The sequence below is a fragment of the Pseudothauera lacus genome, from assembly GCF_003034845.1.
In the GTDB taxonomy this organism is placed as follows: domain Bacteria; phylum Pseudomonadota; class Gammaproteobacteria; order Burkholderiales; family Rhodocyclaceae; genus Pseudothauera; species Pseudothauera lacus.
Map to the genome: position 1 here is coordinate 1 of NZ_PZKC01000008.1, position 23,247 is coordinate 23,247.

The 23,247-nt window shown below is 68.3% G+C and carries 22 protein-coding genes and 2 rRNA genes; 8 read left to right on the plus strand and 16 right to left on the minus strand.

Annotation, left to right across the window (positions count from 1 at the left end; genetic code table 11):
• The 3 genes from C8261_RS10560 to C8261_RS10570 all read left to right on the plus strand — a co-directional run.
• Positions 1 to 78 (plus strand): 23S ribosomal RNA (locus C8261_RS10560); the annotation flags it as partial.
• 76 nt (positions 79 to 154) lie between these two features.
• A 5S ribosomal RNA gene (rrf, locus tag C8261_RS10565) occupies positions 155 to 267 on the plus strand.
• 147 nt (positions 268 to 414) lie between these two features.
• On the plus strand, positions 415 to 864 hold the full coding sequence (locus C8261_RS10570) for a MaoC family dehydratase (RefSeq protein WP_107493682.1): 450 nt from the start codon (positions 415 to 417) through the stop codon (positions 862 to 864).
• Positions 865 to 948: 84 nt separating this feature from the next.
• Here C8261_RS10570 and folE2 read toward each other — a convergent pair whose 3' ends face one another.
• The 4 genes from folE2 to C8261_RS10590 all read right to left on the minus strand — a co-directional run bounded on the left by folE2 (position 949) and on the right by C8261_RS10590 (position 4,844).
• Positions 949 to 1,758 (minus strand): GTP cyclohydrolase FolE2, encoded by an 810-nt coding sequence (folE2, locus tag C8261_RS10575; RefSeq protein ID WP_107493683.1) that lies wholly within the window; start codon positions 1,756 to 1,758, stop codon positions 949 to 951.
• A gap of 67 nt (positions 1,759 to 1,825) precedes the next feature.
• The gene (gene dxs / locus C8261_RS10580; protein ID WP_107493684.1) at positions 1,826 to 3,688 is read right to left on the minus strand and encodes a 1-deoxy-D-xylulose-5-phosphate synthase; all 1,863 of its coding nucleotides are present in this window, start codon (positions 3,686 to 3,688) and stop codon (positions 1,826 to 1,828) included.
• 26 nt (positions 3,689 to 3,714) lie between these two features.
• Positions 3,715 to 4,614 (minus strand): polyprenyl synthetase family protein, encoded by a 900-nt coding sequence (locus C8261_RS10585; protein WP_107493685.1) that lies wholly within the window; start codon positions 4,612 to 4,614, stop codon positions 3,715 to 3,717.
• A complete protein-coding gene (locus C8261_RS10590; protein ID WP_107493686.1) occupies positions 4,614 to 4,844 on the minus strand; it encodes an exodeoxyribonuclease VII small subunit in 231 nt (76 codons plus the stop codon). The genes C8261_RS10585 and C8261_RS10590 overlap by 1 nt, the downstream gene beginning before the upstream one ends.
• Positions 4,845 to 4,971: 127 nt before the next feature.
• Here C8261_RS10590 and C8261_RS10595 point away from each other — a divergent pair, with 127 nt between their 5' ends.
• Positions 4,972 to 6,072: an aromatic ring-hydroxylating oxygenase subunit alpha gene (locus C8261_RS10595; RefSeq protein ID WP_107493687.1), complete on the plus strand. Its 1,101-nt coding sequence runs from the start codon at positions 4,972 to 4,974 to the stop codon at positions 6,070 to 6,072.
• Between the two features lie 70 nt (positions 6,073 to 6,142).
• Here the strand turns inward: C8261_RS10595 and ispH are convergent, their stop codons facing one another.
• Genes ispH through tsaE form a run of 7 tightly spaced genes read right to left on the minus strand, consistent with a single transcriptional unit; the run spans position 6,143 to position 13,650 of the window.
• Positions 6,143 to 7,081, minus strand: a complete 939-nt coding sequence (ispH, locus tag C8261_RS10600) for a 4-hydroxy-3-methylbut-2-enyl diphosphate reductase (protein ID WP_107493688.1) — start codon at positions 7,079 to 7,081, stop codon at positions 6,143 to 6,145.
• A gap of 28 nt (positions 7,082 to 7,109) precedes the next feature.
• Positions 7,110 to 7,538, minus strand: a complete 429-nt coding sequence (locus C8261_RS10605; RefSeq protein WP_107493689.1) for an FKBP-type peptidyl-prolyl cis-trans isomerase — start codon at positions 7,536 to 7,538, stop codon at positions 7,110 to 7,112.
• Positions 7,535 to 8,047: a signal peptidase II gene (gene lspA / locus C8261_RS10610; RefSeq protein WP_107493690.1), complete on the minus strand. Its 513-nt coding sequence runs from the start codon at positions 8,045 to 8,047 to the stop codon at positions 7,535 to 7,537. The genes C8261_RS10605 and lspA overlap by 4 nt, the downstream gene beginning before the upstream one ends.
• Positions 8,040 to 10,841: an isoleucine--tRNA ligase gene (gene ileS / locus C8261_RS10615; RefSeq protein ID WP_107493691.1), complete on the minus strand. Its 2,802-nt coding sequence runs from the start codon at positions 10,839 to 10,841 to the stop codon at positions 8,040 to 8,042. Before ileS ends, lspA begins: the two co-directional genes overlap by 8 nt.
• A gap of 12 nt (positions 10,842 to 10,853) precedes the next feature.
• Positions 10,854 to 11,807 carry a bifunctional riboflavin kinase/FAD synthetase gene (locus tag C8261_RS10620; protein WP_107493692.1) on the minus strand — a complete coding sequence of 318 codons (954 nt, stop codon included), beginning with the start codon at positions 11,805 to 11,807 and terminating at the stop codon, positions 10,854 to 10,856.
• A 53-nt stretch (positions 11,808 to 11,860) separates the two neighbouring features.
• Positions 11,861 to 13,180, minus strand: a complete 1,320-nt coding sequence (locus C8261_RS10625) for an N-acetylmuramoyl-L-alanine amidase (protein WP_107493693.1) — start codon at positions 13,178 to 13,180, stop codon at positions 11,861 to 11,863.
• Complete coding sequence (gene tsaE, locus C8261_RS10630; protein WP_107493839.1) at positions 13,129 to 13,650, minus strand: tRNA (adenosine(37)-N6)-threonylcarbamoyltransferase complex ATPase subunit type 1 TsaE; 522 nt, start codon at positions 13,648 to 13,650, stop codon at positions 13,129 to 13,131. The genes C8261_RS10625 and tsaE overlap by 52 nt, the downstream gene beginning before the upstream one ends.
• Here tsaE and queG point away from each other — a divergent pair.
• Together queG and murI are read left to right on the plus strand one after the other, a co-directional pair.
• Positions 13,633 to 14,739, plus strand: a complete 1,107-nt coding sequence (gene queG, locus C8261_RS10635) for a tRNA epoxyqueuosine(34) reductase QueG (RefSeq protein WP_235864898.1) — start codon at positions 13,633 to 13,635, stop codon at positions 14,737 to 14,739. The two genes, tsaE and queG, sit on opposite strands and share 18 nt — an antisense overlap.
• Before the next feature lie 217 nt (positions 14,740 to 14,956).
• The gene (gene murI / locus C8261_RS10640; RefSeq protein WP_107493694.1) at positions 14,957 to 15,760 is read left to right on the plus strand and encodes a glutamate racemase; all 804 of its coding nucleotides are present in this window, start codon (positions 14,957 to 14,959) and stop codon (positions 15,758 to 15,760) included.
• Between the two features lie 3 nt (positions 15,761 to 15,763).
• On the opposite strand, the gene C8261_RS10645 is transcribed toward murI, so the two are convergent.
• The 3 genes from C8261_RS10645 to C8261_RS10655 all read right to left on the minus strand — a co-directional run bounded on the left by C8261_RS10645 (position 15,764) and on the right by C8261_RS10655 (position 17,901).
• Positions 15,764 to 16,615, minus strand: coding sequence for a sulfurtransferase (locus C8261_RS10645; RefSeq protein WP_107493695.1), 852 nt, complete (start codon positions 16,613 to 16,615; stop codon positions 15,764 to 15,766).
• Positions 16,612 to 16,974, minus strand: a complete 363-nt coding sequence (locus C8261_RS10650; RefSeq protein WP_107493696.1) for a SpoIIAA family protein — start codon at positions 16,972 to 16,974, stop codon at positions 16,612 to 16,614. The genes C8261_RS10645 and C8261_RS10650 overlap by 4 nt, the downstream gene beginning before the upstream one ends.
• Positions 16,975 to 17,058: 84 nt before the next feature.
• Positions 17,059 to 17,901: a DMT family transporter gene (locus C8261_RS10655; RefSeq protein WP_107493697.1), complete on the minus strand. Its 843-nt coding sequence runs from the start codon at positions 17,899 to 17,901 to the stop codon at positions 17,059 to 17,061.
• Between the two features lie 131 nt (positions 17,902 to 18,032).
• Between C8261_RS10655 and glpK the strand changes: the two genes are divergently transcribed.
• Together glpK and C8261_RS10665 are read left to right on the plus strand one after the other, a co-directional pair.
• The gene (gene glpK / locus C8261_RS10660; protein ID WP_107493698.1) at positions 18,033 to 19,535 is read left to right on the plus strand and encodes a glycerol kinase GlpK; all 1,503 of its coding nucleotides are present in this window, start codon (positions 18,033 to 18,035) and stop codon (positions 19,533 to 19,535) included.
• Positions 19,532 to 21,073 carry a glycerol-3-phosphate dehydrogenase/oxidase gene (locus tag C8261_RS10665; protein ID WP_107493699.1) on the plus strand — a complete coding sequence of 514 codons (1,542 nt, stop codon included), beginning with the start codon at positions 19,532 to 19,534 and terminating at the stop codon, positions 21,071 to 21,073. Before glpK ends, C8261_RS10665 begins: the two co-directional genes overlap by 4 nt.
• On the opposite strand, the gene C8261_RS10670 is transcribed toward C8261_RS10665, so the two are convergent.
• Complete coding sequence (locus tag C8261_RS10670; protein ID WP_107493700.1) at positions 21,058 to 22,419, minus strand: ATP-binding protein; 1,362 nt, start codon at positions 22,417 to 22,419, stop codon at positions 21,058 to 21,060. The two genes, C8261_RS10665 and C8261_RS10670, sit on opposite strands and share 16 nt — an antisense overlap.
• On the minus strand, positions 22,416 to 23,177 hold the full coding sequence (locus C8261_RS10675) for a response regulator (RefSeq protein WP_107493701.1): 762 nt from the start codon (positions 23,175 to 23,177) through the stop codon (positions 22,416 to 22,418). Before C8261_RS10675 ends, C8261_RS10670 begins: the two co-directional genes overlap by 4 nt.
• Positions 23,178 to 23,247: the final 70 nt, after the last annotated feature.

Consider the following 23,247-nt stretch of genomic DNA (forward strand, 5'->3'; position numbering starts at 1 on the left):
CAACGTTGATAGGTCGGGTGTGGAAGCGTGGCAACACGTGTAGCTAACCGATACTAATTGCCCGTGCGGCTTGATCCTATAACCTTGCGCAACACAACTCTAAAACAATCACTACCCCACACAACTGCTATCCACATTTGTTACCCGCTCAAAGTCTGACGACCATAGCGTCTCGGTACCACCCCTTCCCATCCCGAACAGGACCGTGAAACGAGACCGCGCCGATGATAGTGAGGTTCCCCTCGCGAAAGTAGGTCATCGTCAGACTAACCCACATTAACAAAGCCGCAAGATCAAATCGATCTCGCGGCTTTGTTGCGTCTACCGCATGCAAAGCGTCACGCGACTGCGGTATCCTCGACAGAGCTGTGGCAGGAGCCGCGGCGGAGACATCGACAAGAGGAAGAACGAGAGATGACGACCGAGCAACGTGACTTCAGCGAGTTTTACGGCCATGACTTCGAGGCGCTGCAGATCGGCATGAGCGCGGCGGTGGCGAGAACGGTCAGCGAAGCTGACATCCTCGCCTTTGCGGGCGTTTCCGGCGATACCAACCCGGTGCACGTCGATGGCGAGTTTGCCGCGTCGACGATGTTCGGCGGACGGATCGCTCACGGCATGCTGTCCGCGGCCTACATTTCCACTGTGTTTGGCACCCGCCTGCCGGGCCCCGGGTGCATCTATCTGTCGCAGACGCTGAAGTTCAAGGCCCCGGTCAAGATCGGCGATACCGTGGTTGCGCGGGTGACGGTGCGTGAGCTGAATGCGGCCAAGCGTCGGGCGATCTTCGATACGGTGTGCACGGTGGCCGGCAAGGTCGTGCTCGAAGGTGAGGCGGAGATTCTTGTGCCGGCGCGCAGCTGACGCGAAGGCGGAAAGCTCAGGTGTGAATGTGAAGAGGCCGCCACCCGGGGTACGGGTGGCGGCCTCTTCACGCGTATGGAGCCTTCAGGACGGCTTGCGTTTGTCGCGCTCGATGAGGGCGTAGGCGGAGTGGTTGTGGATGGATTCGAAGTTCTCCGACTCCACTACGTAGGCATCGATGCGCGGCTCGGCGGCGAGCAGTCCGGCAACGTCGCGTACCATGTCCTCGACGAACTTGGGGTTGTCGTAGGCCCGTTCGGTAACGAACTTCTCGTCGGGGCGCTTGAGCAGGCCGAAGAGCTCGCAGGAGGCCTGGCTTTCCACCAGCTGCACCAGCTCCTCGATCCACAGGTGGGCGTTGGTGGTGGCGGTGACGGTGACGTGCGAGCGCTGGTTGTGGGCGCCGTACTCGGAAATCTTCTTCGAGCACGGACACAGGCTGGTGACCGGCACGACGACTTTCATGGTGAACTCGTAGCGTCCGCCTTCGCGGATCTCTCCGGTGAAGGTGACCTCATAGTCCATCAGGCTCTGCACGCCGGATACCGGCGCGGTCTTGTTGATGAAGTAGGGGAAGGTCATCTCGACATGGCCGGTCTCGGCCTCCAGGCGCGCGACCATCTCGCGCAGCATGGGCTCGAAGGACTCGACGGAGATCTCGCGCTCATTGCCGTTGAGGATCTCCACGAAACGCGACATGTGGGTGCCCTTGAAATTGTGGGGCAGGCCGACATACATGTTGAATACGGCGACGGTGTGCTGGACGCCGCCGTTCTTGTCGCTCACCCGGATGGGGTGGCGGATGGACTTGATGCCGACCTTGTTGATGGCGATCTGACGGCTGTCGGCGCTGTTCTGGACATCGGGAATGGCGTGCGCCTCGACGGGTTTCATAAGCTGTTCTCTGCGGAAGGGGGCTGTCGGGAACGAGTGTGCATCCTAGCATTCCCGACAAAAACGCTCAACTATTGAGGGGATAGATACGGCCAATGGCGGCTTCGATGCCGGCGGCGTCGAGGCCGACTGCGGCGAGCAGTTGCGCCTGGTCGCCGTGATCGATGAAGTGGTCGGGCAGGCCGAGGCGCAGCAGCCGGGGGCGTTGCGCGAGGGTGTCGAGGACACGGGCGACTTCGCTGCCGGCACCGCCGACCACGGCGTTCTCCTCAAGGGTGACGAGGAGGTCGTGGGTGGCGGCCAGTTCGGCGACGAGGGCCTCGTCGAGCGGCTTGACGAAGCGCATGTTGGCCACCGTGGCATCGATGCGTTCGCCCACTTCGAGGGCCGGACAGAGCATGCTGCCGAAGGCAAGCAGGGCGATGCGGCGGCCGTGGCGGCGCACCTCGCCCTTACCCACCGGCAAGGCTTCCATGGCGGCACGCGGGAGCGCACCGCAACCGCTGCCACGCGGATAGCGCACGGCGGCGGGGCCGTCGTGGCAGACGGCGGTGTACAGCATCTGCCGGCATTCGTTTTCGTCAGCCGGGGCCATGACGAGGAGGTTGGGCACGCACAGCATGAAGGACAGATCGAAGGCGCCGTGGTGGGTGGCACCATCCGCGCCGACGAGGCCGCCACGGTCGATGGCCAGCACCACCGGCAGGTTCTGCAGGGCGATGTCGTGGATGAGCTGATCGTAGGCGCGCTGCAGGAAGGTCGAATAGATCGCCACCACGGGCTTGAGGCCCTCACAGGCGAGCCCGGCGGCGAAGGTCAGGGCGTGCTGTTCGGCGATGCCGACATCGTAGTAGCGTCCGGGAAACTCGGCGGCAAAGCGCACCAGGCCGGAGCCTTCGCGCATTGCCGGGGTAATGGCGACGATGCGCGGGTCGCTGGCGGCGATGTCGCACAGCCAGTCGCCAAAGACCTGGGTGTAGGTGAGCTTGCCGGCGCCCTTGCCGCCCTGGATGCCGGCGGTGTGGTCGAACTTGCTGACCCCGTGGTAGAGGATGGGGTCGGCTTCGGCGAGCTTGTAACCCTGCCCCTTGCGGGTGATGACGTGAAGGAACTGCGGGCCCTTGAGCTTGCGCAGGTTCTGCAAGGTGGGGATGAGGGCGTCAAGGTCGTGGCCGTCGATGGGGCCGTAGTAGTGGAAGCCGAATTCCTCGAACAGCGTGCCGGGGCTGATCAGGCCTTTCACGTGCTCCTCGACGCGGCGGGCGAAGTCGAGCATCGGCGGAGCGACGCCGAGCACCTTTTCTCCTGCGCGGCGCGCGGCATTGATGGTGCTGCCGGACATCAGGCGGGCGAGGATCTTGGTGAGGGCGCCGACCGGCGGCGAGATCGACATCTCGTTGTCGTTGAGGATCACCAGCAGGTTGGCGTCATCGATGTCGCCGGCGTTGTTGAGGGCTTCGAACGCCATCCCCGCGCTCATTGCGCCGTCTCCGATGACGGCAATGGCGCGCCGCTCCTCACCGCGGTCACGGGCGGCGACGGCCATGCCGAGGGCGGCGGAGATGGAGGTGGACGAATGCGCGGTGCCGAAGGTGTCGTACTCGCTTTCGCAGCGCCGCGGAAAGCCCGAGATGCCGCCCCAGTGGCGCAACCCGGCCATGGCTTCGCGGCGCCCGGTGAGGACCTTGTGGCCATAGGTCTGGTGGCCGACATCCCAGACGATACGGTCGTCGGGGGTGTTGAAGACGTAGTGCAGGGCAACGGTGAGTTCGACGGTGCCGAGGTTGGAGGACAGGTGGCCGCCGGTCTTCGACACCGATTCGATGAGGAAGGCGCGCAGTTCGGCGGCCAGCTCCCCGAGTTCGCGGCGGTCGAGGGCGCGCAGGGCGGCGGGGTTGCCGATGCGTTCGAGGAGCGGATAGGGAGACATGGTGGGGTGCAGCCGGGTGGGGTTGATCAGAACGATCGCCGCGCGATGTAGTCGGCCAGCGCCAGCAGGTGGGCGCTGCCGCTGCCCATCGGGGCGAGCGTGCCACGCGCGGCGGCGAGAAGTTCTTCGGCGTAGCGCCGCGCTTCCGTGAGGCCGAGCAGGCTGACGTAGGTGGGCTTGTCGTGCTCGGCATCCTTGCCGGCGGTCTTGCCCAGGGTGGCGGTATCGGCTTCGCTGTCGAGGATGTCGTCGACGACCTGGAAGAGCAGACCGATGAGCTTGCCGAAGTGGTCCAGACGCTCCAGGTCGGCAACCGCCAGCGGCTCGCCGGCATGGGCACCGAGCATCACGGCGGCGCGGATGAGGGCGCCGGTCTTGTGGATGTGCATGAACTCCAGCTCGCTGCGGTCGAGCTGCTGGCCAACTGCGGCGAGGTCGATGGCCTGGCCGCCGGCCATGCCACGCGAGCCCGCGGCGCGGGCGAGCAGGGCGACCATGTCGAGCTGCTCGGCGGCGCTGCCGCACAGCGGGGCTTCGGCCAGCACCTGGAAGGCCAGCGCCTGCAGGGCGTCGCCGACCAGCAGCGCGGTGGCCTGGTCGTATTCGACATGAACCGTCGGTTTGCCGCGCCGCAGGACGTCGTCGTCCATGCACGGCATGTCGTCGTGCACCAGGGAGTAGACGTGGATCAGTTCGACGGCACAGGCCGCACGGTCGAGGCGCTCGGGGGAGGCGCCGACCAGCTCGCCGGTGGCATGCACGAGCAGCGGACGCACGCGCTTGCCGCCGCCGAGGACGGCGTAGCGCATGGCCTCGTGGAGGCGCTGGGGGGCGGTAGCAGGGGCGGGCAGGCGGGCGGCCAGCGCGCTCTCGGTGCGCTGCTGGATGGCTGCCATCCACTGCTTGAAGTCGCTGACCATGTCCATCACTGCGCCTCTGCGCCGAAGGCCACGGGCTTGTCGCCCTCAAGGACGCGCACGCGCGCTTCCGCGGCACTCAGGGTCTGCTGGCAGTAGCGCAGCAGCTCGGTGCCGCGCTGGTAACGCTCCAGAGCCTGCTCAAGGGCCAGCGAACCAGCCTCCATGTCGCGGACGATGGTCTCCAGTTCAGCGACGGCGGATTCGAAATTCTTCGGGGCGGCTGCGGTCTTTACCATGGGGTAAGGCGAGGGGCTACAAAGGTGGGAAAATAACCGATCGCGCTATTGGCGGTCAAACGGCTTCTGGCTTAAACTAGCCCGTTTGTTCTGCCGGTTTTCTGGTTAACAAGAGGGGGGTTCGGTGATGTCCGACATCGCTTCCAAGGCACGACTGGCCCCGGCTGTTTCGCAACTGCCGGTTTCCTGGTACTTCGACGAGAAGATCTTCGAACTAGAGAAGAAGCTCCTCTTCGATGCCGGTCCCGGGTACGTCGGCCATGAGCTGATGGTACCGGAAGTCGGCAGCTACCGTTCGCTGGAGTGGCTGGATCATTCCAAGCTCCTGTTCCGCACCGGCGAGGGCGTCCACCAGCTCTCCAACATCTGCCGCCACCGCCAGGCGATCATGCTGCAGGGCGCCGGCAAGGCCGACAACATCGTCTGCCCGATCCATCGCTGGACCTACGACCAGCAGGGCTCCTTGCTGGGCGCGCCGCATTTCCCCGAGAACCCCTGCCTGAACCTCCAGCGCGACGCGCTGGAACGCTGGAACGGCTTGCTTTTCAAGGGACCGCGTTCGGCCAATGCCGATCTCGCGGGCATGCAGGTGGCGGGCGAATTCGATTTCTCCGGCTACAAGCTCGACCACGTCGAGATCCACGAGTGCAACTACAACTGGAAGACCTTCATCGAGGTCTATCTGGAGGACTACCACGTCGTCCCCTACCACCCCGGGCTGGGCAACTTCGTCACCTGTGACGACCTCACCTGGCAGTTCGGCGAGTGGTATTCGGTGCAGCGCGTGGGCATCACCTCGCTGGCCAAGTCCGGCTCGCCGGTGTACGGGAAGTGGCAGAAGGCGGTGCTCGACTATTACGGCGAACACAAGCCCGCGCAGGGCGCGGTGTGGCTCACCTACTACCCCAACATCATGGTGGAATGGTATCCGCACGTGCTGGTGGTAAGTACGCTGATCCCGACCGACATCAACAAGACGACCAACGTGGTGGAGTTCTACTACCCCGAGGAGATCGTCGAGTTCGAACGCGAGTTCGTCGAGGCCGAGCAGGCCGCCTACATGGAGACCGCCATCGAGGACGACGACATCGGCGAGCGCATGGACCGCGGGCGCCTGGCCCTGCTCAAGGAAGGGCGCAACGAGGTGGGGCCCTACCAGTCGCCCTTCGAGGACGGCATGCAGCACTTCCACGAGTTCTATCGCGGGATCGTCGAGCCGCATCTCTGATGCACTGTGCTGCAAAATGAAGAAGCCGGGCGATGCCCGGCTTCCTTGTCTACGCCTGCCAGTGATCAGCTCAATGATCCTGCAGGAGCTCCTTCGGCAACGGGAAGGTGACCTTCTCCGGTACGCCTTCGAGCTGGCGCACGGTGCCCGCACCCAGTGCCCCGAGGCGGTCGATGACCGCCTGTACCAGCACCTCCGGCGCTGAGGCGCCGGCGGTCACGCCGATGCGGCGCTTGCCGGCGAGCCACGCCGGATCGATGCCGTCGGCGTTATCGACGAGATAGGCGGGGACGCCGCGCAGTTCTGCCACTTCACGCAGGCGGTTGGAGTTGGAGCTGTTCTTCGAGCCCACCACGAAGACCACGTCGGCCTGCGGCACCATGATCTTCACCGCATCCTGACGGTTCTGCGTGGCGTAGCAGATGTCGTCCTTCTTCGGGCCGACGATGGCCGGGAAGCGCTCGCGCAGAGCGGCGATGATGGCCGCGGCGTCGTCCATCGACAGCGTGGTCTGGGTGACGTAGGCAAGCTGCGCGGGGTTGGCGACCTCCAGCGTGGCGACGTCTGCAGCCGATTCCACCAGGTGGATGCCGTCGCCGACCTGGCCCATGGTGCCTTCCACCTCGGGGTGGCCCTTGTGGCCGATCATGACGATCTCGCGTCCACCGGCACGGTGCCGGGCGACTTCGATGTGCACCTTGGTGACCAGCGGGCAGGTGGCATCGAAGACGCGCAGGCCGCGGCGCTCGGCCTCGGCGCGCACCGCCAGCGAGACGCCGTGGGCGCTGAAGATCACCGTGTTGCCGGCCGGCACCTCGTCGAGTTCCTCGACGAACACCGCGCCCTTGGCGCGCAGGTCATCGACCACGAACTTGTTGTGCACCACTTCGTGGCGCACGTAGATCGGTGCGCCGAACAGCGCCAGTGCGCGCTCGACGATCTCGATGGCGCGCTCGACGCCGGCGCAGAAGCCGCGCGGGGTGGCGAGCAGCACTTCCTTGTCGTTCATCGCTTGTTGCTCTCTGTGGGTTTGCCGCTTACAGGATGCCGATCACTTCCACCTCGAAACGGATGGATTTGCCGGCCAGCGGGTGGTTGAAGTCGATCAGTGCCGACTCGTCGTCGATCTCGCGCACCAGGCCGGAATAGCGCGAGCCATCGGGTGCGGTGAACTCCATGATGCTCAGCGCTTCGATCTCCTCGGCGGGCATGTGGACGCGCTTGACGCGTTCCACCAGTTCGTCGCGGTAGGGGCCGAAGGCCTGCTCGGCGGCGAGTTCGAAGCTTCTGTGTTCGCCCACCGGGAGGCCGGTGATGAGCGCTTCGAGCGCCGGCAGCAGTTCGCCCGCGCCAAGTTGCAGGGTGGCGGGGGTGCCCTCGAAGGTGCTGATCAGCGGCTGGCCGTTGGGCAGCGCGATGCGGTAGTGCAGGGTGACGAGCTGGTCGGCTTGGACGGTCTGGGTCACGCGTGGTTCTCCTTGGCGGGGTCGGGCGCGGGATGGCGGAAGCTGCCCCACAGCATCAGTGCCACGCCGACGGTGATTGCCGAATCGGCGAGGTTGAAGGCCGGCCAGCTGAAGCGGCCGACGTAGAAGTGCAGGAAGTCCACCACCGCGCCATGCAGCAGGCGATCGACGACATTGCCCACGGCGCCGCCGATGATCAGCACGAAGGCGGCCGGCAGCAGGCGCTCGCGGCGGTGCTGGCGGAGGAGCACGGTCAGCCAGGTGCAGATCACTGCCGCCAGCCCGGTGAAGAACCAGCGCTGCCAGCCCGGCTGGTCGGCGAGAAAGCTGAACGCTGCGCCCGGGTTATAGACCAGCACGATGTCGAAGAAGGGCGTCACCGGCACGGCCTCGCCGAGTTCCAGGCTGGCGAGGACGAGCTGCTTGGTGAGCTGGTCGAGCACCGCCACCACGGCAGCGATGGCCAGCCAGCCGCTTACGCCGGTGGGCAGCAGGCGGCGCTCAGGCATGGCGGCGCTGCTCGCCGGCACCGTACAGATTGCCCGCGCAGCGCCCGCACAGCGTCGGGTGCTCGGCGTCACTGCCGACATCCTCCGCGTAGTGCCAGCAGCGCTCGCACTTGGCGTGGGTGCTGGGGGTGGCGACGATCTGCTGCGGAGCATCCTCGGCCTGCAAGGCCAGGCTGACCTGCGAGGTCATGGTGACGAACTTGAGGTCGTCGCCCAGCGCAGCCAGTGCGTTGTAGGCGTCCTCGTGCAGGCGCAGGTCGAGCACGGCCTGCAGCGAGGCGCCCACCTTGCCTTCGCTGCGCAGGGCCTCGATGACCTTCAGCGCCTCGGCGCGCACGCTGCGGATGATCTCCCAGCGCGCGATCAGGCCAGCCTCGCCGCCCTGCTCGGGGAGGGCGTGGAAGGTGTGCAGCATCACGCTGTCCTCCTCGTCGCCGCCGTTCATCACCGCCCAGGCTTCCTCTGCGGTGAAGGACAGCACCGGTGCCATCAGGCGTACCAGGGTGTGGGTGATGTGCCACAGCGCGGTCTGCGCGGAGCGGCGCGCGGCCGAACCCGGCTGGGTGGTGTACAGGCGGTCCTTGAGGATGTCGAGGTAGAAGGCGCCGAGGTCTTCGGCGCAGAACACCTGCAGGGCCTGCACCACGCGATGGAACTCGAACTTCTCGTAGTCGGCCTCGCACTGGGTGGCCAGCTTGCGGGTGAAGGCGAGCGCGTAGCGGTCGATGTCCACCCACTGGTCGAGCGGCAGGGCGTCGCTGTTGATGTCGAAGTCAGCGGTGTTGGCGAGCAGGAAGCGCAGGGTGTTGCGGATGCGGCGGTACACCTCGACCACGCGGTCGAGGATCTCCTTGCTGATCGACAGCTCGCCCGAGTAGTCGGTGGATGCCACCCACAGGCGCAGGATCTCGGCGCCCAGCTTGCCGGTGACCTCCTGCGGTACCACCACGTTGCCCAGCGACTTGCTCATCTTGCGCCCGGCGCCATCGACCGCGAAGCCGTGGGTGAGCAGGGCCTTGTAGGGCGGGTGGCCGTCGATCGCGCAGCCGGTCAGCAGCGAGGAGTGGAACCAGCCGCGGTGCTGGTCCGAGCCTTCCAGGTAGAGGTCGGCGCGCGGTCCCTCCGCATGGCCGTCCGGATGCGAGCCGCGCAGCACGTGCCAGTGGGTGGTGCCGGAGTCGAACCAGACGTCGAGCGTGTCGGCGATCTTGTCGTAGTGGGCGGCCTCGTCGCCGAGCAGCTCGGCGGCATCGAGCTTGAACCAGGCCTCGATGCCTTCCTGTTCGACGCGCCTGGCGACTTCTTCCATCAGCTCCACGGTGCGCGGGTGCAGTTCGCCGCTCTCCTTGTGCAGGAAGAAGGGGATCGGCACGCCCCAGTTACGCTGGCGCGAGATGCACCAGTCCGGGCGGTTGGCGATCATCGCGTGCAGGCGGGCCTGGCCCCAGGCGGGGAAGAAGCGGGTGGCCTCGACGCCGCGCAGGGCGCGCTCGCGCAGCGTCGAGGCGTCGGCGACGGTCTTGTCCATGCCGACGAACCACTGCGCAGTGGCGCGGTAGATCAGCGGCGTCTTGTGGCGCCAGCAGTGCATGTAGCTGTGGGTGATCTTCGCGTCCGCCATCAGGCAGCCGACTTCGCGCAGTTTGGCGAGGATCTCCGGGGCGGCCTTCCAGATGTTCATGCCGCCGAAGAAGGGCAGGTCGGTGGCGAAGTGGCCGTCGCCGGTGACCGGGGTGAGGATCTCGTCCATCGCCATGCCGTTGGCACGGCAGGACTGGAAGTCGTCGAGGCCGTAGGCCGGGGCGCTGTGCACGATGCCGGTGCCGGCATCGAGGCTGACGTAGTCGCCCAGATAGACCGGCGAATTGCGCTCGTAGAAGGGGTGGCGGAAAAGCACCTGGTCGAAGGCCGCGCCCTTCGCCGAGGCGACGATGCGCCCAGTGAGGCCGTAGCGCTCCAGACAGGCGGCGACCAGGTCGTGGGCCAGCAGCAGGTAGCGCTCACCGGCGTCGACCAGTGCGTAGTCGATCTCCGGATGCATGTTGAGGGCCTGGTTGGAGGGGATGGTCCACGGCGTGGTGGTCCAGATCACCGCCAGTACCGGCTTGGCCAGCGTACCGACGCCGAAGATGTCGGCGATGCGTTCGGGCTGTGCGCAGGGGAAGGCGACGTCGATCGCCGGCGACTGCTTGTCGGCGTACTCGACCTCGGCTTCGGCCAGCGCCGAACCGCAGTCGAAGCACCAGTTCACCGGCTTCAGGCCCTTGAACACGTAGCCAGCCCTGACCATCTCGGCGAGCGCGCGGATCTCACCGGCCTCGTTGGCGAAGGCCATGGTCTTGTAGGGATTGTCCCAGTCGCCGAGCACGCCGAGGCGGATGAAGTCGGTCTTCTGGCCTTCGATCTGCTCGGCGGCGTAGGCGCGGCAGAGCTCGCGCACGCGGTCGGCGGGCAGGTTCTTGCCGTGGGTGACCTCCACCTTGTGCTCGATCGGCAGGCCGTGGCAGTCCCAGCCCGGCACGTAGGGGGCATCGAAGCCGGCCATGGTGCGCGAACGCACGATGATGTCCTTGAGGATCTTGTTCAGCGCATGGCCGATGTGGATGCTGCCGTTGGCGTAGGGCGGGCCGTCGTGAAGGATGAACTTGGGGCGGCCGGCGGCGGCCTGGCGGATCTTCTGGTAGAGCTTCCGCTGCTGCCACTGGGCGATCCAGCCCGGTTCCCGCTTGGCGAGGTCGCCGCGCATCGGAAAGGGGGTGTCGGGCAGGTTGAGGGTCTTGCGGTAGTCGGCCATGGCGGTCTTCTTTCAGCCTTCAAAGGGAGCGGAGAGATCGGGGTGGGCGCTCAGCCAGCGGCGCGCGGATACGGCGTCAATGCCGATCTGTGCGCTCAGTGCGGCGAGCGAGTCGAAGCGGGCCTGGTCGCGCAGCTTGTGCAGGAAGTGTACGCGCAGATGCGCACCGTAGCAGTCCTGCTGCCAGTCGAAAAGATGTACCTCGAGCGTCGGGCGGCCGCTGCCGGTGACGGTCGGGCGGCTGCCGACATTGGCCACGCCTCCCACCGCCGTCCCCCGCAGGCCTTCGACGGTGACGGCATAGACACCGTTGAGCGCAGGCTTGCGGTGCTTCATCTGTACGTTGGCGGTGGGGAAGCCGAGGGTGCGGCCGAGCTTTTGCCCATGTACCACGCGTCCGGCGATGCTGTATGGGCGCCCGAGCAGGCGCGCGGCGTGATCCATGTCACCGGCTGCGAGGGCGCTGCGCACCGCCGAACTGGAGATGCGCTCGCCGGCCAGGTCGAGGGTGGGCATGGCCTCGACGCCGAAGCCGCGGCTGTGCCCGGCTGCCGCGAGCATGGCGAAGTCGCCATGACGGCCGGCGCCGAAGCGGAAGTCGTCGCCGATGAAGAGGTGGCGCACGCCGAGGCCGTGGCAGAGGATGCGGTCGATGAAATCCTGTGCCGGCTGATTCGCCAGAGCGGCGTTGAAGCGGCACACGTAGGTCCGGTCCACACCGGCGGCGGCGAGCATGAGGAGCTTCTCGCGCAGGTTGGACAGGCGCGCGGGGGCCTTCTCCGGGGCGAAGAATTCGCGCGGATGCGGTTCGAAGGTGAGTACCGTGGCGGGCAGCCCAAGTTCGCCGGCCTTGGCGGTGAGCAGCTCAAGGAGCGCCCGGTGGCCGCGATGCACGCCATCGAAGTTGCCGATGGTCAGTACCGAGGGCTGCGCAGCGTGTTGCGGAAAACCGCGTAAGACCTGCATGAACAGCCTGACAAAAAGCGGTAATTATAGCGCCAAGAGGGTGCGCGCGGCGCTTAGTCGAGGCGGGCGACGCGGGTGCGCGCCGGCGGCGCGGGGTTGTCGGCGAAGTAGCGCTTGATGCCGCGCAGGATGGCCTCGGCCATGCGCTCCTGGTAGGCCTCGTCGTTGAGCCGGCGCTCTTCCTCGGGGTTGCTGATGAAGGCGGTCTCGACGAGGATGGAGGGGATGTCGGGGGCGCGCAGCACGGCAAAGTTGGCCTGTTCGACCTGCGGTTTGTGCAGGGTGTTGACGCCGCCCAGTTCGCCGAGCACGGCGCGGCCGAGCTTGAGGCTGTCGTTGATGGTGGCGGTCTGCGAGAGGTCGAGCAGGGTGCGCGCGAGGTGCCCCTCCTGCTTGGCGAGGTTGACCCCGCCGATGAGGTCGGCGTCGTTTTCCTTTTCTGCCAGCCAGCGCGCAGCGGAGCTGGTGGCGCCGCGCTCGGAGAGTACGAAGACCGAACTGCCGCGGGCTTCCGGGCGCACGAAGGCATCGGCGTGGATGGAGACGAAGAGGTCGGCCTGCACCCGTCGCGCGCGCGCGACGCGCTGGTAGAGCGGCACGAAGAAGTCGCCGTCGCGGGTGAGCACCGCGCGCATGCCGGGTTCGGCATCGATCTTGCGCTTCAGGCGGCGGGCGACCGACAGCGTGACGTTCTTCTCGTAGCTGCCGCGACGGCCGATGGCGCCGGGGTCCTCGCCGCCATGGCCGGGGTCGAGGACCACGGTGTAGATGCGTTCGGCTTCGGGCTGTGCGGGGCGCTGCGGGGTGCTGTCTCCCACAGCCTCGGTGGTGCCGTCGGGTGCAGCATCGCCGGCGGCGGCCTCCATCGGGCTGGAGCGCTCGATCAGCGCCAGCAGGGGATCGACCGGCTGCGTCGGGTAGAGATCGAGCACCAGGCGGTGGCCGTAGTCGCCTACCGGCTGCAGGGTGAACACCTGTGGCTTGATCTCGGTTTTCAGCTCCAGCACCACGCGGACCACGCCGGGGCGGTTCTGCGCGGCGCGCACGAGGCTGATGTAGGGATCGCTGTCGAGGATCTTCGACGGCAGCGTGTGCAGCACGCTGTTGAGCTCGACGTCTTCGAGGTCCACCACCAGGCGATGGGGGTTGTCGAGGCTCATGTACTTGAAGCGCAGCTCGCGGCGTGCTTCGAGGGTGACGCGGGTGTATTCCGGTGCCGGCCATACGCGTACCGCCACCAGGCTGGTGGCCGCGGCGTGGCCGACGGGGCTGACCAGCAGCGTCAACGACGCGCTGGCGAACTTCAGCAGTTCGCGGCGGCTCAGGCGGGCGCCGGGGGCGCGCGCAGGGCGTTGCTCAGTTCGGTCAGGCATCGTCGTCCCGCCTCCGTTCCTGCCTTCAGCTCGACCTGCCGGCCCGTGCCGGCAAGGCTGAGCGCCACTTCGAGATCGGGTGGGGGCAGATGGGGGGCGGCTTTTCCAGGCCATTCCACCATGCAGGCGCCTTGCCCGCCGAAGTATTCGTCCAGCCCGGCGTCGAGAAATTCGTCGGGCGAATTGAAGCGATAAAAATCAAAGTGATATAAGTTTAATCTAGAAACTACGTAAGGTTCAATCAAGGTGTAAGTGGGACTTTTTACACTGCCCCGGTGGCCGAGCCCGCGCAACAGGCCGCGCACCAGGGTGGTCTTGCCGGCGCCGAGGTCGCCGAGCAGGTAGATCACCAGCCCGGCATGCAGGGCGTTGCCGAGCGCCGCACCGAGCGCGGCGGTCTCCGCTTCGGTGGCCAAGTGCATGCACAGCGGGCTGCCGTTATCATCGGCAGGGTGAATACGATCGATCATCAGACGCTCTCCTCGCGGCCGCAACGGCCCGATGCCGTCACCCTGCGTGCCTTGCGCGGGCGCATCGGGGACTGGGGCCGGGAACTCGGTTTCGACGCCGTGGGAGTCAGCGGCGTCGACCTCAGGGATGCCGAGCCGGGGCTGCAGGCCTGGCTCGATGCCGGTTTTCACGGCGAGATGGATTATATGGCCCGCCACGGCATGAAGCGCGCGCGCCCGGCGGATCTGCTGCCCGGTACCCTGCGGGTGATCAGTGCGCGGATGAACTACTGGCCGGCTGCAGCCGACGCCGCGGCGGCGCTCGCCGACGGCCGCCGCGCCTATGTGTCGCGCTATGCGCTGGGGCGCGACTATCACAAGGTGCTGCGCCGCCGCTTGCAGACCCTCGCCGAACGCATCGGTGCCGAGCTGCCCCATGGCTTCCGCGTCTTCGTCGACTCGGCGCCGGTGCTGGAGGTCGAGCTGGGGGCGCGCGCAGCGCTGGGCTGGCGCGGCAAGCACACCCTGCTGCTCGATCGTGAGGCGGGCTCGTGGTTCTTTCTTGGCGAGATCTTCACCGATCTGCCGCTGCCCGAGGATCAGCCGCGGGCTGCGCATTGCGGGCGCTGCACGGCCTGCATCGATGTCTGTCCGACCGGTGCCATCGTCGCCCCCTACCAGGTGGACGCGCGGCGCTGCATCTCCTACCTCACCATCGAACTGCACGGCGCCATCCCCGAGCGCTGGCGGGCGGCGATCGGCAACCGCATCTACGGCTGCGACGACTGTCAGCTGGCATGTCCGTGGAACCGCTTCGCCAGCCGCGGCGCGGAACCCGGCTTCGCCCCCCGCCACGCGCTCGACAGCGCCACACTGGTGGAGTTGTTCGCGTGGTCGGCGACCGATTTTGCCGAGCGCATGGCAGGCAGCGCCATCTACCGCATCGGCTATTCGCGCTGGCTGCGCAACATTGCCGTGGCGCTCGGCAATGCGCCGGGCGATGAGGCGGTACTGGCGGCGCTGCAGGCACGCGCGGCGGATGCCGAGGAGATGGTGCGCGAGCATGTGGGTTGGGCCCTGGCTCAACACGAAGCGCGCCGCAAGGCTTAACCCGCATTTCTCACGCCCTCACGTCGCGAGGGGGGCGAGGCGCCGCCGTGGTGCGCCGCACGGACCGCTCGACGCCGAAGGCGTAGCTGACACTACGTCGAGGCGGCGTGAGGGAGTACGGCGTGCCACGGCGAGTGCATCGGCACCCGCAGTAGGGATGGTGTGAGAAATGCGGGTTAGAATTCCGCCCTTTCCTCCGCCCGCCACACCGACCGCAATGGACGCTTCACGCCCGATAGGGGTTTTCGATTCCGGCATCGGCGGGCTGACCGTGGTGCGTGCGCTGATGGAGCGCCTGCCGCTGGAGAGCATCGTCTATTTCGGCGATACCGCGCGCGTGCCCTATGGCATCAAGTCGGTGGCCACCATCGAGCACTTCACCGCGCAGATCGTCGACTACCTCCTCGCTCAGCGCGTCAAGATGCTCATCGTTGCCTGCAACACCATGGCCGCGGTGGCTGCCGAGGTGGTCAAGGCGCGTGCCGGCGACGTTCCCGTTCTCGACGTCATCGAGGCCGGTGCCATGGCCGCGGTGGCGGGCGCACAGGGGCGTGGGGTAGGGGTGATCGGCACGCCGACGACGATCAACAGCAATGCCTACGCCCACCGCATGCACTGCCTCGATCCCGGGCTGCGGGTGTATTCGCAGGCCTGCCCGCTGTTCGTGCCGCTGGTCGAGGAGGGCTGGCTGGAGCATCCGGTGACCCGTCTCACGGCGCAGGAGTACCTGCGCCCGGTGCTGGCCGAGGAGGTCGGCAGCCTGGTGCTGGGCTGTACCCACTATCCGCTGCTCAAGCCCCTGCTCAAGGAAGTGGCCGGCGACGGCGTGCGCCTGGTCGACTCGGCGATCACCACCGCCGAACTGGCCGCCGCGCGCCTGCAGGCCCTCGGCCTCGCGCGCAGCGGCAGCGCAGCGGCGCACTACCGCTATGTGGTCACCGATGTGCCGCTGCGTTTCCAGACCATCGGCGAACGTTTCCTGGGGCGCTCGCTGGGCGTGGTGGAACGCATCGAATGGTGATGCTCAGCCGCTGACCAGCGGTCGCGCCGGATCCGCGCACCACTCGCTCCATGAGCCGGCATACAGCCGCGCGCCGGGGAGGCCGGCGATCTCCATTGCCAGCAGGTTGTGGCAGGCGGTGACGCCCGAGCCGCACTGATTGACGACCGCGGCTGGCGGACGTCCGCCGAGCAGGGCGGTGAAGTCGGTACGCAGTTGTGCGGCGGGAAGGAAACGGCCGCTGGCGTCGAGGTTGTCGCGGAAGAAGCGGTTGCAGGCGCCCGGGATGCGTCCGCCGACGGGGTCGAGGGATTCGTTTTCGCCGCGGAAGCGGTCGGGGCTGCGGGCGTCGATGAGGACCATCGCCTCATCGTCGAGATGCGCGGCGACGTAGTCGGCATCCACGGCCAGCCCGGCGCACACGCGGGGGCTGAAGTGTGCCGCAGGGGGGCGTGCCGGAGTGCTGTCGAGCACCTTGGTGGCTGCACACCAGGCCTGGTAACCGCCGTCGAGCACTGCCACGCGCTCGTGTCCGAGCCAGCGCAGCAGCCACCACAGGCGCGCCGCATACATCCCGCCGGCGTCGTCGTAGGCCACCACCTGGCTGTCGTTGGCAATCCCGCAGGCCCCCAGGCGCGCCGCCAGCAGGGCCGGGTCGGGCAGCGGGTGGCGGCCGTTGCGACCGCTGCGCGGGCCCGAGAGGTCGTCGTCGAGGTGCAGATGCACCGCGCCGGGAAGATGCTCGCGGGCGTAGGCGTCACGGCCGAAGGCCGGGTTGGCGAGATCGTGGCGGCAATCGACGATCACCCAGCCTGGGGTGCCGAGGTGGCGGTCGAGTTCGGCGGCGCTGATCAGGGTGGCGTAGCCGGCACTCACGGGGCGGTTTCCTCGGCGGCCGCGAGCCAGCTGCGGGCTTCGTCCTCGGCGTCGAATACGAGCACGTCGGCATCGACGAAGATCTGCGTCAGCCAGGCGCTCCAGGTCAGCCACTGGTCGTCGGTGACCACCGCAATGCGGCGGAAATCGTGGGCGTGCTGGCGCGAGAACTTGATCTCCTCCCAGGCCACGTCGAGGGTGAAACCGGCCATTTCGCGGAGATCGAAGAGCAGGCTCACCGGGCCTTCGAACTTGATCTTGAAATTGACCAGTTCCTCGAATTCCTTGTAGTCGCTCAGGGTGAATTCGCCGAAGACGGTGACGGCGACGAGATTGGGGCCGTGGTCGATGTTGATCATGGCAGCCTCCGCAGCAGGGTGGGTGGTGCGGACTACTATAGCCCCCGGCGTCGGCGCATTCAATCGCCGTGCCGCGCCAGGCGGTCATTTCGGCCGTGTCGTCAGCCCCGTCAGCACGCAGCTGGCGATGATCAGCGCGATCGCCAGCCATGCCCCCGCGGCAAGGTGCTCGCCCCACAGCAGCACGCCGAAGAGGCTGGAGAAGATCACCGTGGTGTACGCCAGGCTGGCCGACAGCAGGGTGCGTCCATAGCGGTAGGCACGCGTCATGGCGAGCTGGGCGGCGGTGCCGAAGAGGCCGATGCCGGCGAGGATCAGCGCGCCGCTGCCGTCGATGCGGTGAAAACCGCCGGCGGCCATCACCCAGGGCAGGCCGAGCAAGCCGGTGATGGCGGCAAACCAGAACACCGTGCGGGCTTCCGGTTCGCCGGCGCGGCCGAGTTCGCGCACGTTGATGTAGGCGAGGCTGGAGACCACCCCGGCGCCGAGGCCGGCGAGCGCCCCGAGCCACAGTTCGGCCTGCACGGTGGGGCGCAGCAGCAGCACGATGCCGGCAAAGCCGATGCCCACCGCCGCCGCCGTCGACCAGCGCAGGCGTTCGCCGAAGAACACCGCGAGCAGCACGGCGACGAAGATCGGCGAGGTGTAGCTGAGCGTCACCGCGGTGGCCAGCGGCAGCGCGCCGATGGCAATGAAGTAGCACATCAGCGCCAGCGAGCCGGCCAGCGCCCGCGAGACCTGCAGGCGCCAGCGCGGCGTGCGCAGGGCGACGCCCTGCGCACGTGCGAGCACGGCGACCAGCAGGACGCCGGCGGCACCGCGCCAGAACACCATCTCGCCGGCGGAAAAATGCGCGCTGCCGAGCTTCACGCAGACGCCCATGCAGGCGAACAGCAGGCTGGCGACAATCATCCACAGCGCGGGCATGGCAGGCAGGGCAGGGTGGCGGGGCGCTCATGATAGCCCGCCTGCCGACGCGGAGATGGAAGCGTGCGGCGCTTTCGGGTTAGTCTTCCGCCATCCGGGCGGCAGCCCGCTTCCTCCGCGAGGATGCACGCATGCGCCATGTACTGGCCCTGGACCAGGGCACCACCAGTTCGAGGGCGATGGTCTTTGATGCCGAGGGGCGCGTGTGCGCCTGTGCCCAGCGCGAGTTCGCCCAGCACTATCCGCGCCCCGGCTGGGTCGAGCACGACGCGCAGGAGATCCTCGACACCCAGCTCGCCTGCGCGCGCGAGGCCCTCGCCGCTGCGGGGCTGCCGGCTGCGGCCGTGGCCGCCATCGGCGTCACCAACCAGCGCGAGACCACGGTGCTGTGGGAGCGTGCCAGCGGGCGCGCGCTGGCCCCGGCGATCGTCTGGCAGGACCGCCGCACCGCGGCGCACTGCGAACGCCTGCGCGCCGACGGCTGTGCCGACTGGGTGCGCGCGCGCACCGGGCTGGAGCTCGATCCCTACTTCTCCGCCACCAAGCTGGCCTGGCTGCTCGATCACGTGCCGGGCGCGCGGGCACGCGCCGAGGCTGGCGAACTGGCCTTCGGCACCGTCGACAGCTGGCTGCTGTGGCACCTCAGCGGTGGCCGTCTGCATGTCACCGACCATGGCAACGCCTCGCGCACACTGCTCTACAGCCTCGCTGACGGCAACTGGGACGACGCGCTGTGCGAGCTCTTCGGCATCCCCCGCGCGCTGCTGCCGCGGCTGGTCGACAGCATCGGCGTGTGCGGCGAGAGCGCTGCCGAAGTACTCGGCGCTGCAGTGCCGATTGCCGGCATCGGCGGCGACCAGCAGGCCGCCACCTTCGGGCAGGCCTGCTTTGCGCCGGGGATGGCGAAGAACACCTATGGCACCGGTTGTTTCCTGCTGATGAACACCGGTGCGCAGGCCGTCGCCTCGCACAACCGCCTGCTCAGCACGGTGGGCTGGCGCGGCGGCGGGCTGTCGGCGTATGCGCTGGAAGGCAGCATCTTCATGGGCGGCGCGGTGGTGCAGTGGCTGCGCGACGGTCTCGGCATCATCCGCCATGCCGCCGAGGTCGAGGCACTTGCAGCCAGTGTGCCCGACAGCGCCGGGGTGGTGATGGTGCCGGCGTTTACCGGCTTGGGCGCACCATGGTGGGATTCACATGCACGCGGGGCGCTGTTCGGCCTCACCCGTGGCAGTGCGGCCGGCCACATCGCCCGCGCGGCGCTGGAGGCCATTGCGCTGCAGACCGTGGACCTGGTGGCGGCGATGAAGGCCGATGGCGCGGCGCCGCTGCGCGAACTGCGTGTCGACGGCGGTGCCGCCGCCAACGACCTGCTGATGCAGATCCAGGCCGACCTGCTCGGCGTGCCCGTGGTGCGGCCGCAGATGCTGGAAACCACCGCGCTGGGTGCTGCGATGATGGCCGGGCTGGGTGTCGGCCTGTGGTCCTCGACCGCCGAGCTGGCGGCGCGCTGGCAAGCGGCGCGGCGCTTCGAGCCAGCGCTGCCCGATGGCCGCCGCGACGCCCTGCTGGCGCGCTGGCGGCGCGCCATCGAGCGCAGTCGCGGCTGGGCGGCCGACGAGGGCGAAGCGTGAGCGAACTGAGCCGTGCGGCCCTGCTGGCGCAGCTGGGTGCCGATACGCAATGGGATGTGGTGGTCATCGGCGGCGGCGCCAGCGGCCTCGGCTGCGCCGTCGATGCCGCGGCGCGCGGCTACCGCACGGTGCTGCTGGAAGCGCACGACTTCGCCAAGGGCACCAGTTCGCGTGCCACCAAGCTCATTCATGGCGGTGTGCGCTACCTTGCCCAGGGCAATCTGCCGCTGGTCCGGGAGGCCCTTGCCGAGCGTGCCCTGCTGCTTGCCAACGCCCCCCATCTGGTTCACCCGCAGCGTTTCGTGGTGCCCGTCTACCGCTGGCACGAGAAGCCCATGCTCGGTCTCGGCCTCGGGCTCTATGACCTCCTTGCCGGCGAGCACGGCATTGGACCGCGCCGCGTGCTCGACGCCGCGCGCACCGTGGCGGCGCTGCCCACCGTGCGTCCGTCCGGCCTGCGTGGAGGGGTCGCCTACTGGGATGCACGCTTCGACGATGCACGCCTGGCGCTGTGTCTGGTGCGCACCTTGTTCGGGCTGGGCGGCTGCGCGCTCAACTACGCTCCCGTCGATGGCCTGCTCCTTGAAGCCGGCAAGGTGGTCGGCGTGTGTGCACACGATGCCGAGAGCGGCGCCGCCTTCGCGTTGCGCGCGCGCGTGGTGATCAACGCCACCGGAGTGTGGTCCGATGCCGTGCGCCGTTTCGAGCGCCCCCACGTGGCCGCCGCGCTGCGCCCCAGCCAGGGGGTGCATGTGGTGGTGGGGCGCGAGTTTCTTCCCGGTGACGATGCCCTGCTGGTGCCGAAGACCACCGACGGGCGGGTGCTGTTCGCCATCCCCTGGCAGGGCCGCGTGCTGCTCGGCACCACCGACAGCGCGCGCACCGACATGCCGCTGGAACCCCACGCGCTGCCCGGCGAGGTCGATTTCATCCTCGCCACCGCGGCGCGCTATCTGCTCCGCCCGCCCACGCCCGCCGACGTGCTGAGTGTCTTTGCCGGGCTGCGCCCGCTGGCCGGCAGCGGCCAGGGCGGCAGTACCGCCGGACTGTCGCGTGAGCATGCCATCGAAGTGTCGCCGGGCGGACTGGTGACCCTCAGCGGTGGCAAATGGACCACTTACCGGCGCATGGGGGCCGATGCCGTCGATGCCGCCAGTGCCCATGCCGGCCTGCCCGGGCGTGCCTCATGCACCGCCACGCTGCGCCTCCATGGCGCGCCGGCGGGACCCTGTGCCGACCCCTACGGCAGCGAACGCGCACAGGTCGATGCGTTGCCCGGCGCCGCTCGCCGTGTGCACGAGGGACTGGTGCTGAGCGAGGCGGAAGTGCGCCATGCGGTGCGCAGCGAGCTGGCGCGCACCGTCGAGGACGTGCTCGCCCGCCGGCACCGTGCGCTGTTCGTCGATGCCGCGCTGGCACAGGCCGCAGCGCCGGCGGTGGCCGCACTGATGGCCGCGGAGCTGGGACGCGACGCGCGCTGGGCGGCGGCGCAGGTACAGGCCTTCAGCGCGCTTGCCGGAGCTTACCGGCTGGGTTGAGGACGTGGGGCGGGGTCCGCGGCGCGCGCCGGTACCGTGATGCGCGCGAGCAGGCCGCCGTCGGGGTGGTTGTGCAGGCTCAGCTCGCCGCCCATGGCGCGCACCAGGTTGCGCGCGATCGCCAGTCCGAGGCCGGTGCCGCCGGTCTCGCGGTTGCGCGAGGCTTCGGTGCGGTAGAAGGGTTCGAAGACCTTTTCCAGTTCGTCCTCCGCCAGTCCGGGGCCGTGGTCGCGCACGCAGATGTCGAAATGGCCGCCGTCTTCGCGCAGCTCGACCTCCACCCTGCCGCCGAACTTGACGCCGTTCTCGATCAGGTTCCACAGCGCGCGCCGCAGTGCCGCCGGGCGGGCGATGCAGGGGCGTGCCGGGGCGCCGCTGATCTCCATCTGCCAGCCCATGTCGATGGCGTCGTCGCGCAGGGCTTCGGCGAGGTGGCGCAGATCGACCGGCTGCGCGGGGGTGGAGGCGTCCATGCTGCGGGCGTAGGCGAGGCCTTCGCGCACCAGCGCCTGCATGGCATCGAGGTCGGACTGGATGCGGCTGCGCAGGTGTTCGTCGTCCACCTGTTCGGCGCGCAGGCGCAGGCGAGTGATCGGGGTCTGCAGGTCGTGCGAGATGGCGGCAAGGATGCGCGTGCGTTCGGCAACGTGCTCGCCGATGCGGGTCTGCATCTGGTTGAAGGCTGCGGCGGCCAGGGCGACCTCCTGGGGGCCGCGGGTATCGAGCGGCGGTGCGCTTTCGGGGTGCTCGCCGAGGGTGCGGGCGGCTGCGGCGAGATGGGACAGCGGGCGGGTGGCGATGCGCACCGCCAGCCAGGTGAGCAGGGTGACGCCGCCGAGGAGGGCGAGGAGGGCGGCGAGCAGGCGCCCCGGTGGCGGGGCGACGAAATCCGCGGCTGGCGGAATGCCTGCGAGGCGTACGTTCAACGGACTGCCGTCGTGCAGGCGTACGCTGACCACCAGGGCACCGCCGCCGTGCGGGCCGTCACCGCGGTGGATGAGGTAGATCTCGCTGGCGCGCTCGGGCATTGCCGTGCGCAGTGCGGCGCGCAAGGCATGGCCAGGGGGCAGCGGGCGCAGGTGCTCGGGCAGCGGGCGCAGCGAGAGGCGCAGGCGGCGGCGGCCGAGTTCGTCGATCCAGCGTTCGCGCTCGCCGGGGGTGAGGCGGTCGAGGACGTCGGCGGCCGCGGCGATCTCCTGGGCGATGCCTTCGAAGAGTGCGCTGCGCTCGACGCGGTCGCGTTCGCCGACGAACAGCGCGAGGCTGACCGCGAGCACCACGGCGATGCCGATCAGCCAGATCAGCATCAGGCGCGAGAACAGGCTGCGCGGCCACGGCATCCTCATCGGGACGCCTCACCGTCGTGCGCACGTACCTCGCTGGCGAGCACATAGCCTTCGTTGCGCACGGTCTTGATGATGGCCGGCTCACGCGCGTTGTCGCCCAGGCGCTGGCGCAGGCGGCTGACCAGCAGGTCGATGGAGCGGTCGAAGACGTCGGCTTCGCGCCCCTGGGTGAGCTCCATCAGCTGATCGCGCGAGAGCACGCGCTGGGGGTGGGCGAGGAAGACCCCGAGCATGCGGTACTCGGCCCCCGACAGCGGCACCACGGTACCGGCGGCATCGATGAGGTGGCGGTTGACGGTATCCAGCCGCCAGTGCGCAAAGTGCAGTTCGCGCGCATGGGCCGGCGGGGCAGCCTCCAGGTTCGGCGGCAGTGCGCGGGTACGGCGCAGGATGGCGCGGATGCGGGCGTACAGCTCGCGTGGCACGAAGGGCTTGGGCAGGTAGTCGTCGGCGCCCATTTCGAGGCCGAGGATGCGGTCCATGTCTTCGCCGCGCGCGGTCAGCATCAGCACCGGAGTGTTGGCCGCGGCGCCGCCGCCGGCGCGCAGGTTGCGGCACAGGGTGAGGCCGTCGTCGCCGGGCATCATGACGTCGAGGACGATGAGGTCGACGCGGTGACGTTCGAGGGCGCTCTTCATTTCGCGCCCGTCGGCGGCGGTGGTGCAGCGCAGGCCCTGCTTTTCCAGGTAGTCGGCAAGCAGGCTGCGGATGTCGCGGTCGTCGTCGACGATCAGCACATGGTCTTGCTGGTGGCTCATGGGGCGATTCTCCTTGGCCGCCATCTTAAGGCGAGGGAGCAGGGGATTTGTATCCCAGCGTATCTGCGGC

Bases quoted from the DNA above. Each gene is read 5' to 3' on its own strand.
- glpK (WP_107493698.1), top strand. From the start codon at position 18,033: ATGCGCCATGTACTGGCCCTGGACCAGGGCACCACCAGTTCGAGGGCG.
- C8261_RS10655 (WP_107493697.1), bottom strand. From the start codon at position 17,901: ATGCCCGCGCTGTGGATGATTGTCGCCAGCCTGCTGTTCGCCTGCATG.
- folE2 (WP_107493683.1), bottom strand. From the start codon at position 1,758: ATGAAACCCGTCGAGGCGCACGCCATTCCCGATGTCCAGAACAGCGCC.
- C8261_RS10620 (WP_107493692.1), bottom strand. From the start codon at position 11,807: ATGCAGGTCTTACGCGGTTTTCCGCAACACGCTGCGCAGCCCTCGGTA.
- C8261_RS10590 (WP_107493686.1), bottom strand. From the start codon at position 4,844: ATGGTAAAGACCGCAGCCGCCCCGAAGAATTTCGAATCCGCCGTCGCT.
- C8261_RS10670 (WP_107493700.1), bottom strand. From the start codon at position 22,419: ATGAGGATGCCGTGGCCGCGCAGCCTGTTCTCGCGCCTGATGCTGATC.
- C8261_RS10595 (WP_107493687.1), top strand. From the start codon at position 4,972: ATGTCCGACATCGCTTCCAAGGCACGACTGGCCCCGGCTGTTTCGCAA.
- C8261_RS10585 (WP_107493685.1), bottom strand. From the start codon at position 4,614: ATGGACATGGTCAGCGACTTCAAGCAGTGGATGGCAGCCATCCAGCAG.
- murI (WP_107493694.1), top strand. From the start codon at position 14,957: ATGGACGCTTCACGCCCGATAGGGGTTTTCGATTCCGGCATCGGCGGG.
- C8261_RS10675 (WP_107493701.1), bottom strand. From the start codon at position 23,177: ATGAGCCACCAGCAAGACCATGTGCTGATCGTCGACGACGACCGCGAC.
- tsaE (WP_107493839.1), bottom strand. From the start codon at position 13,650: ATGATCGATCGTATTCACCCTGCCGATGATAACGGCAGCCCGCTGTGC.
- C8261_RS10650 (WP_107493696.1), bottom strand. From the start codon at position 16,974: ATGATCAACATCGACCACGGCCCCAATCTCGTCGCCGTCACCGTCTTC.
- ispH (WP_107493688.1), bottom strand. From the start codon at position 7,081: ATGAACGACAAGGAAGTGCTGCTCGCCACCCCGCGCGGCTTCTGCGCC.
- ileS (WP_107493691.1), bottom strand. From the start codon at position 10,841: ATGGCCGACTACCGCAAGACCCTCAACCTGCCCGACACCCCCTTTCCG.
- lspA (WP_107493690.1), bottom strand. From the start codon at position 8,047: ATGCCTGAGCGCCGCCTGCTGCCCACCGGCGTAAGCGGCTGGCTGGCC.
- C8261_RS10570 (WP_107493682.1), top strand. From the start codon at position 415: ATGACGACCGAGCAACGTGACTTCAGCGAGTTTTACGGCCATGACTTC.
- C8261_RS10625 (WP_107493693.1), bottom strand. From the start codon at position 13,180: ATGCCTGACCGAACTGAGCAACGCCCTGCGCGCGCCCCCGGCGCCCGC.
- dxs (WP_107493684.1), bottom strand. From the start codon at position 3,688: ATGTCTCCCTATCCGCTCCTCGAACGCATCGGCAACCCCGCCGCCCTG.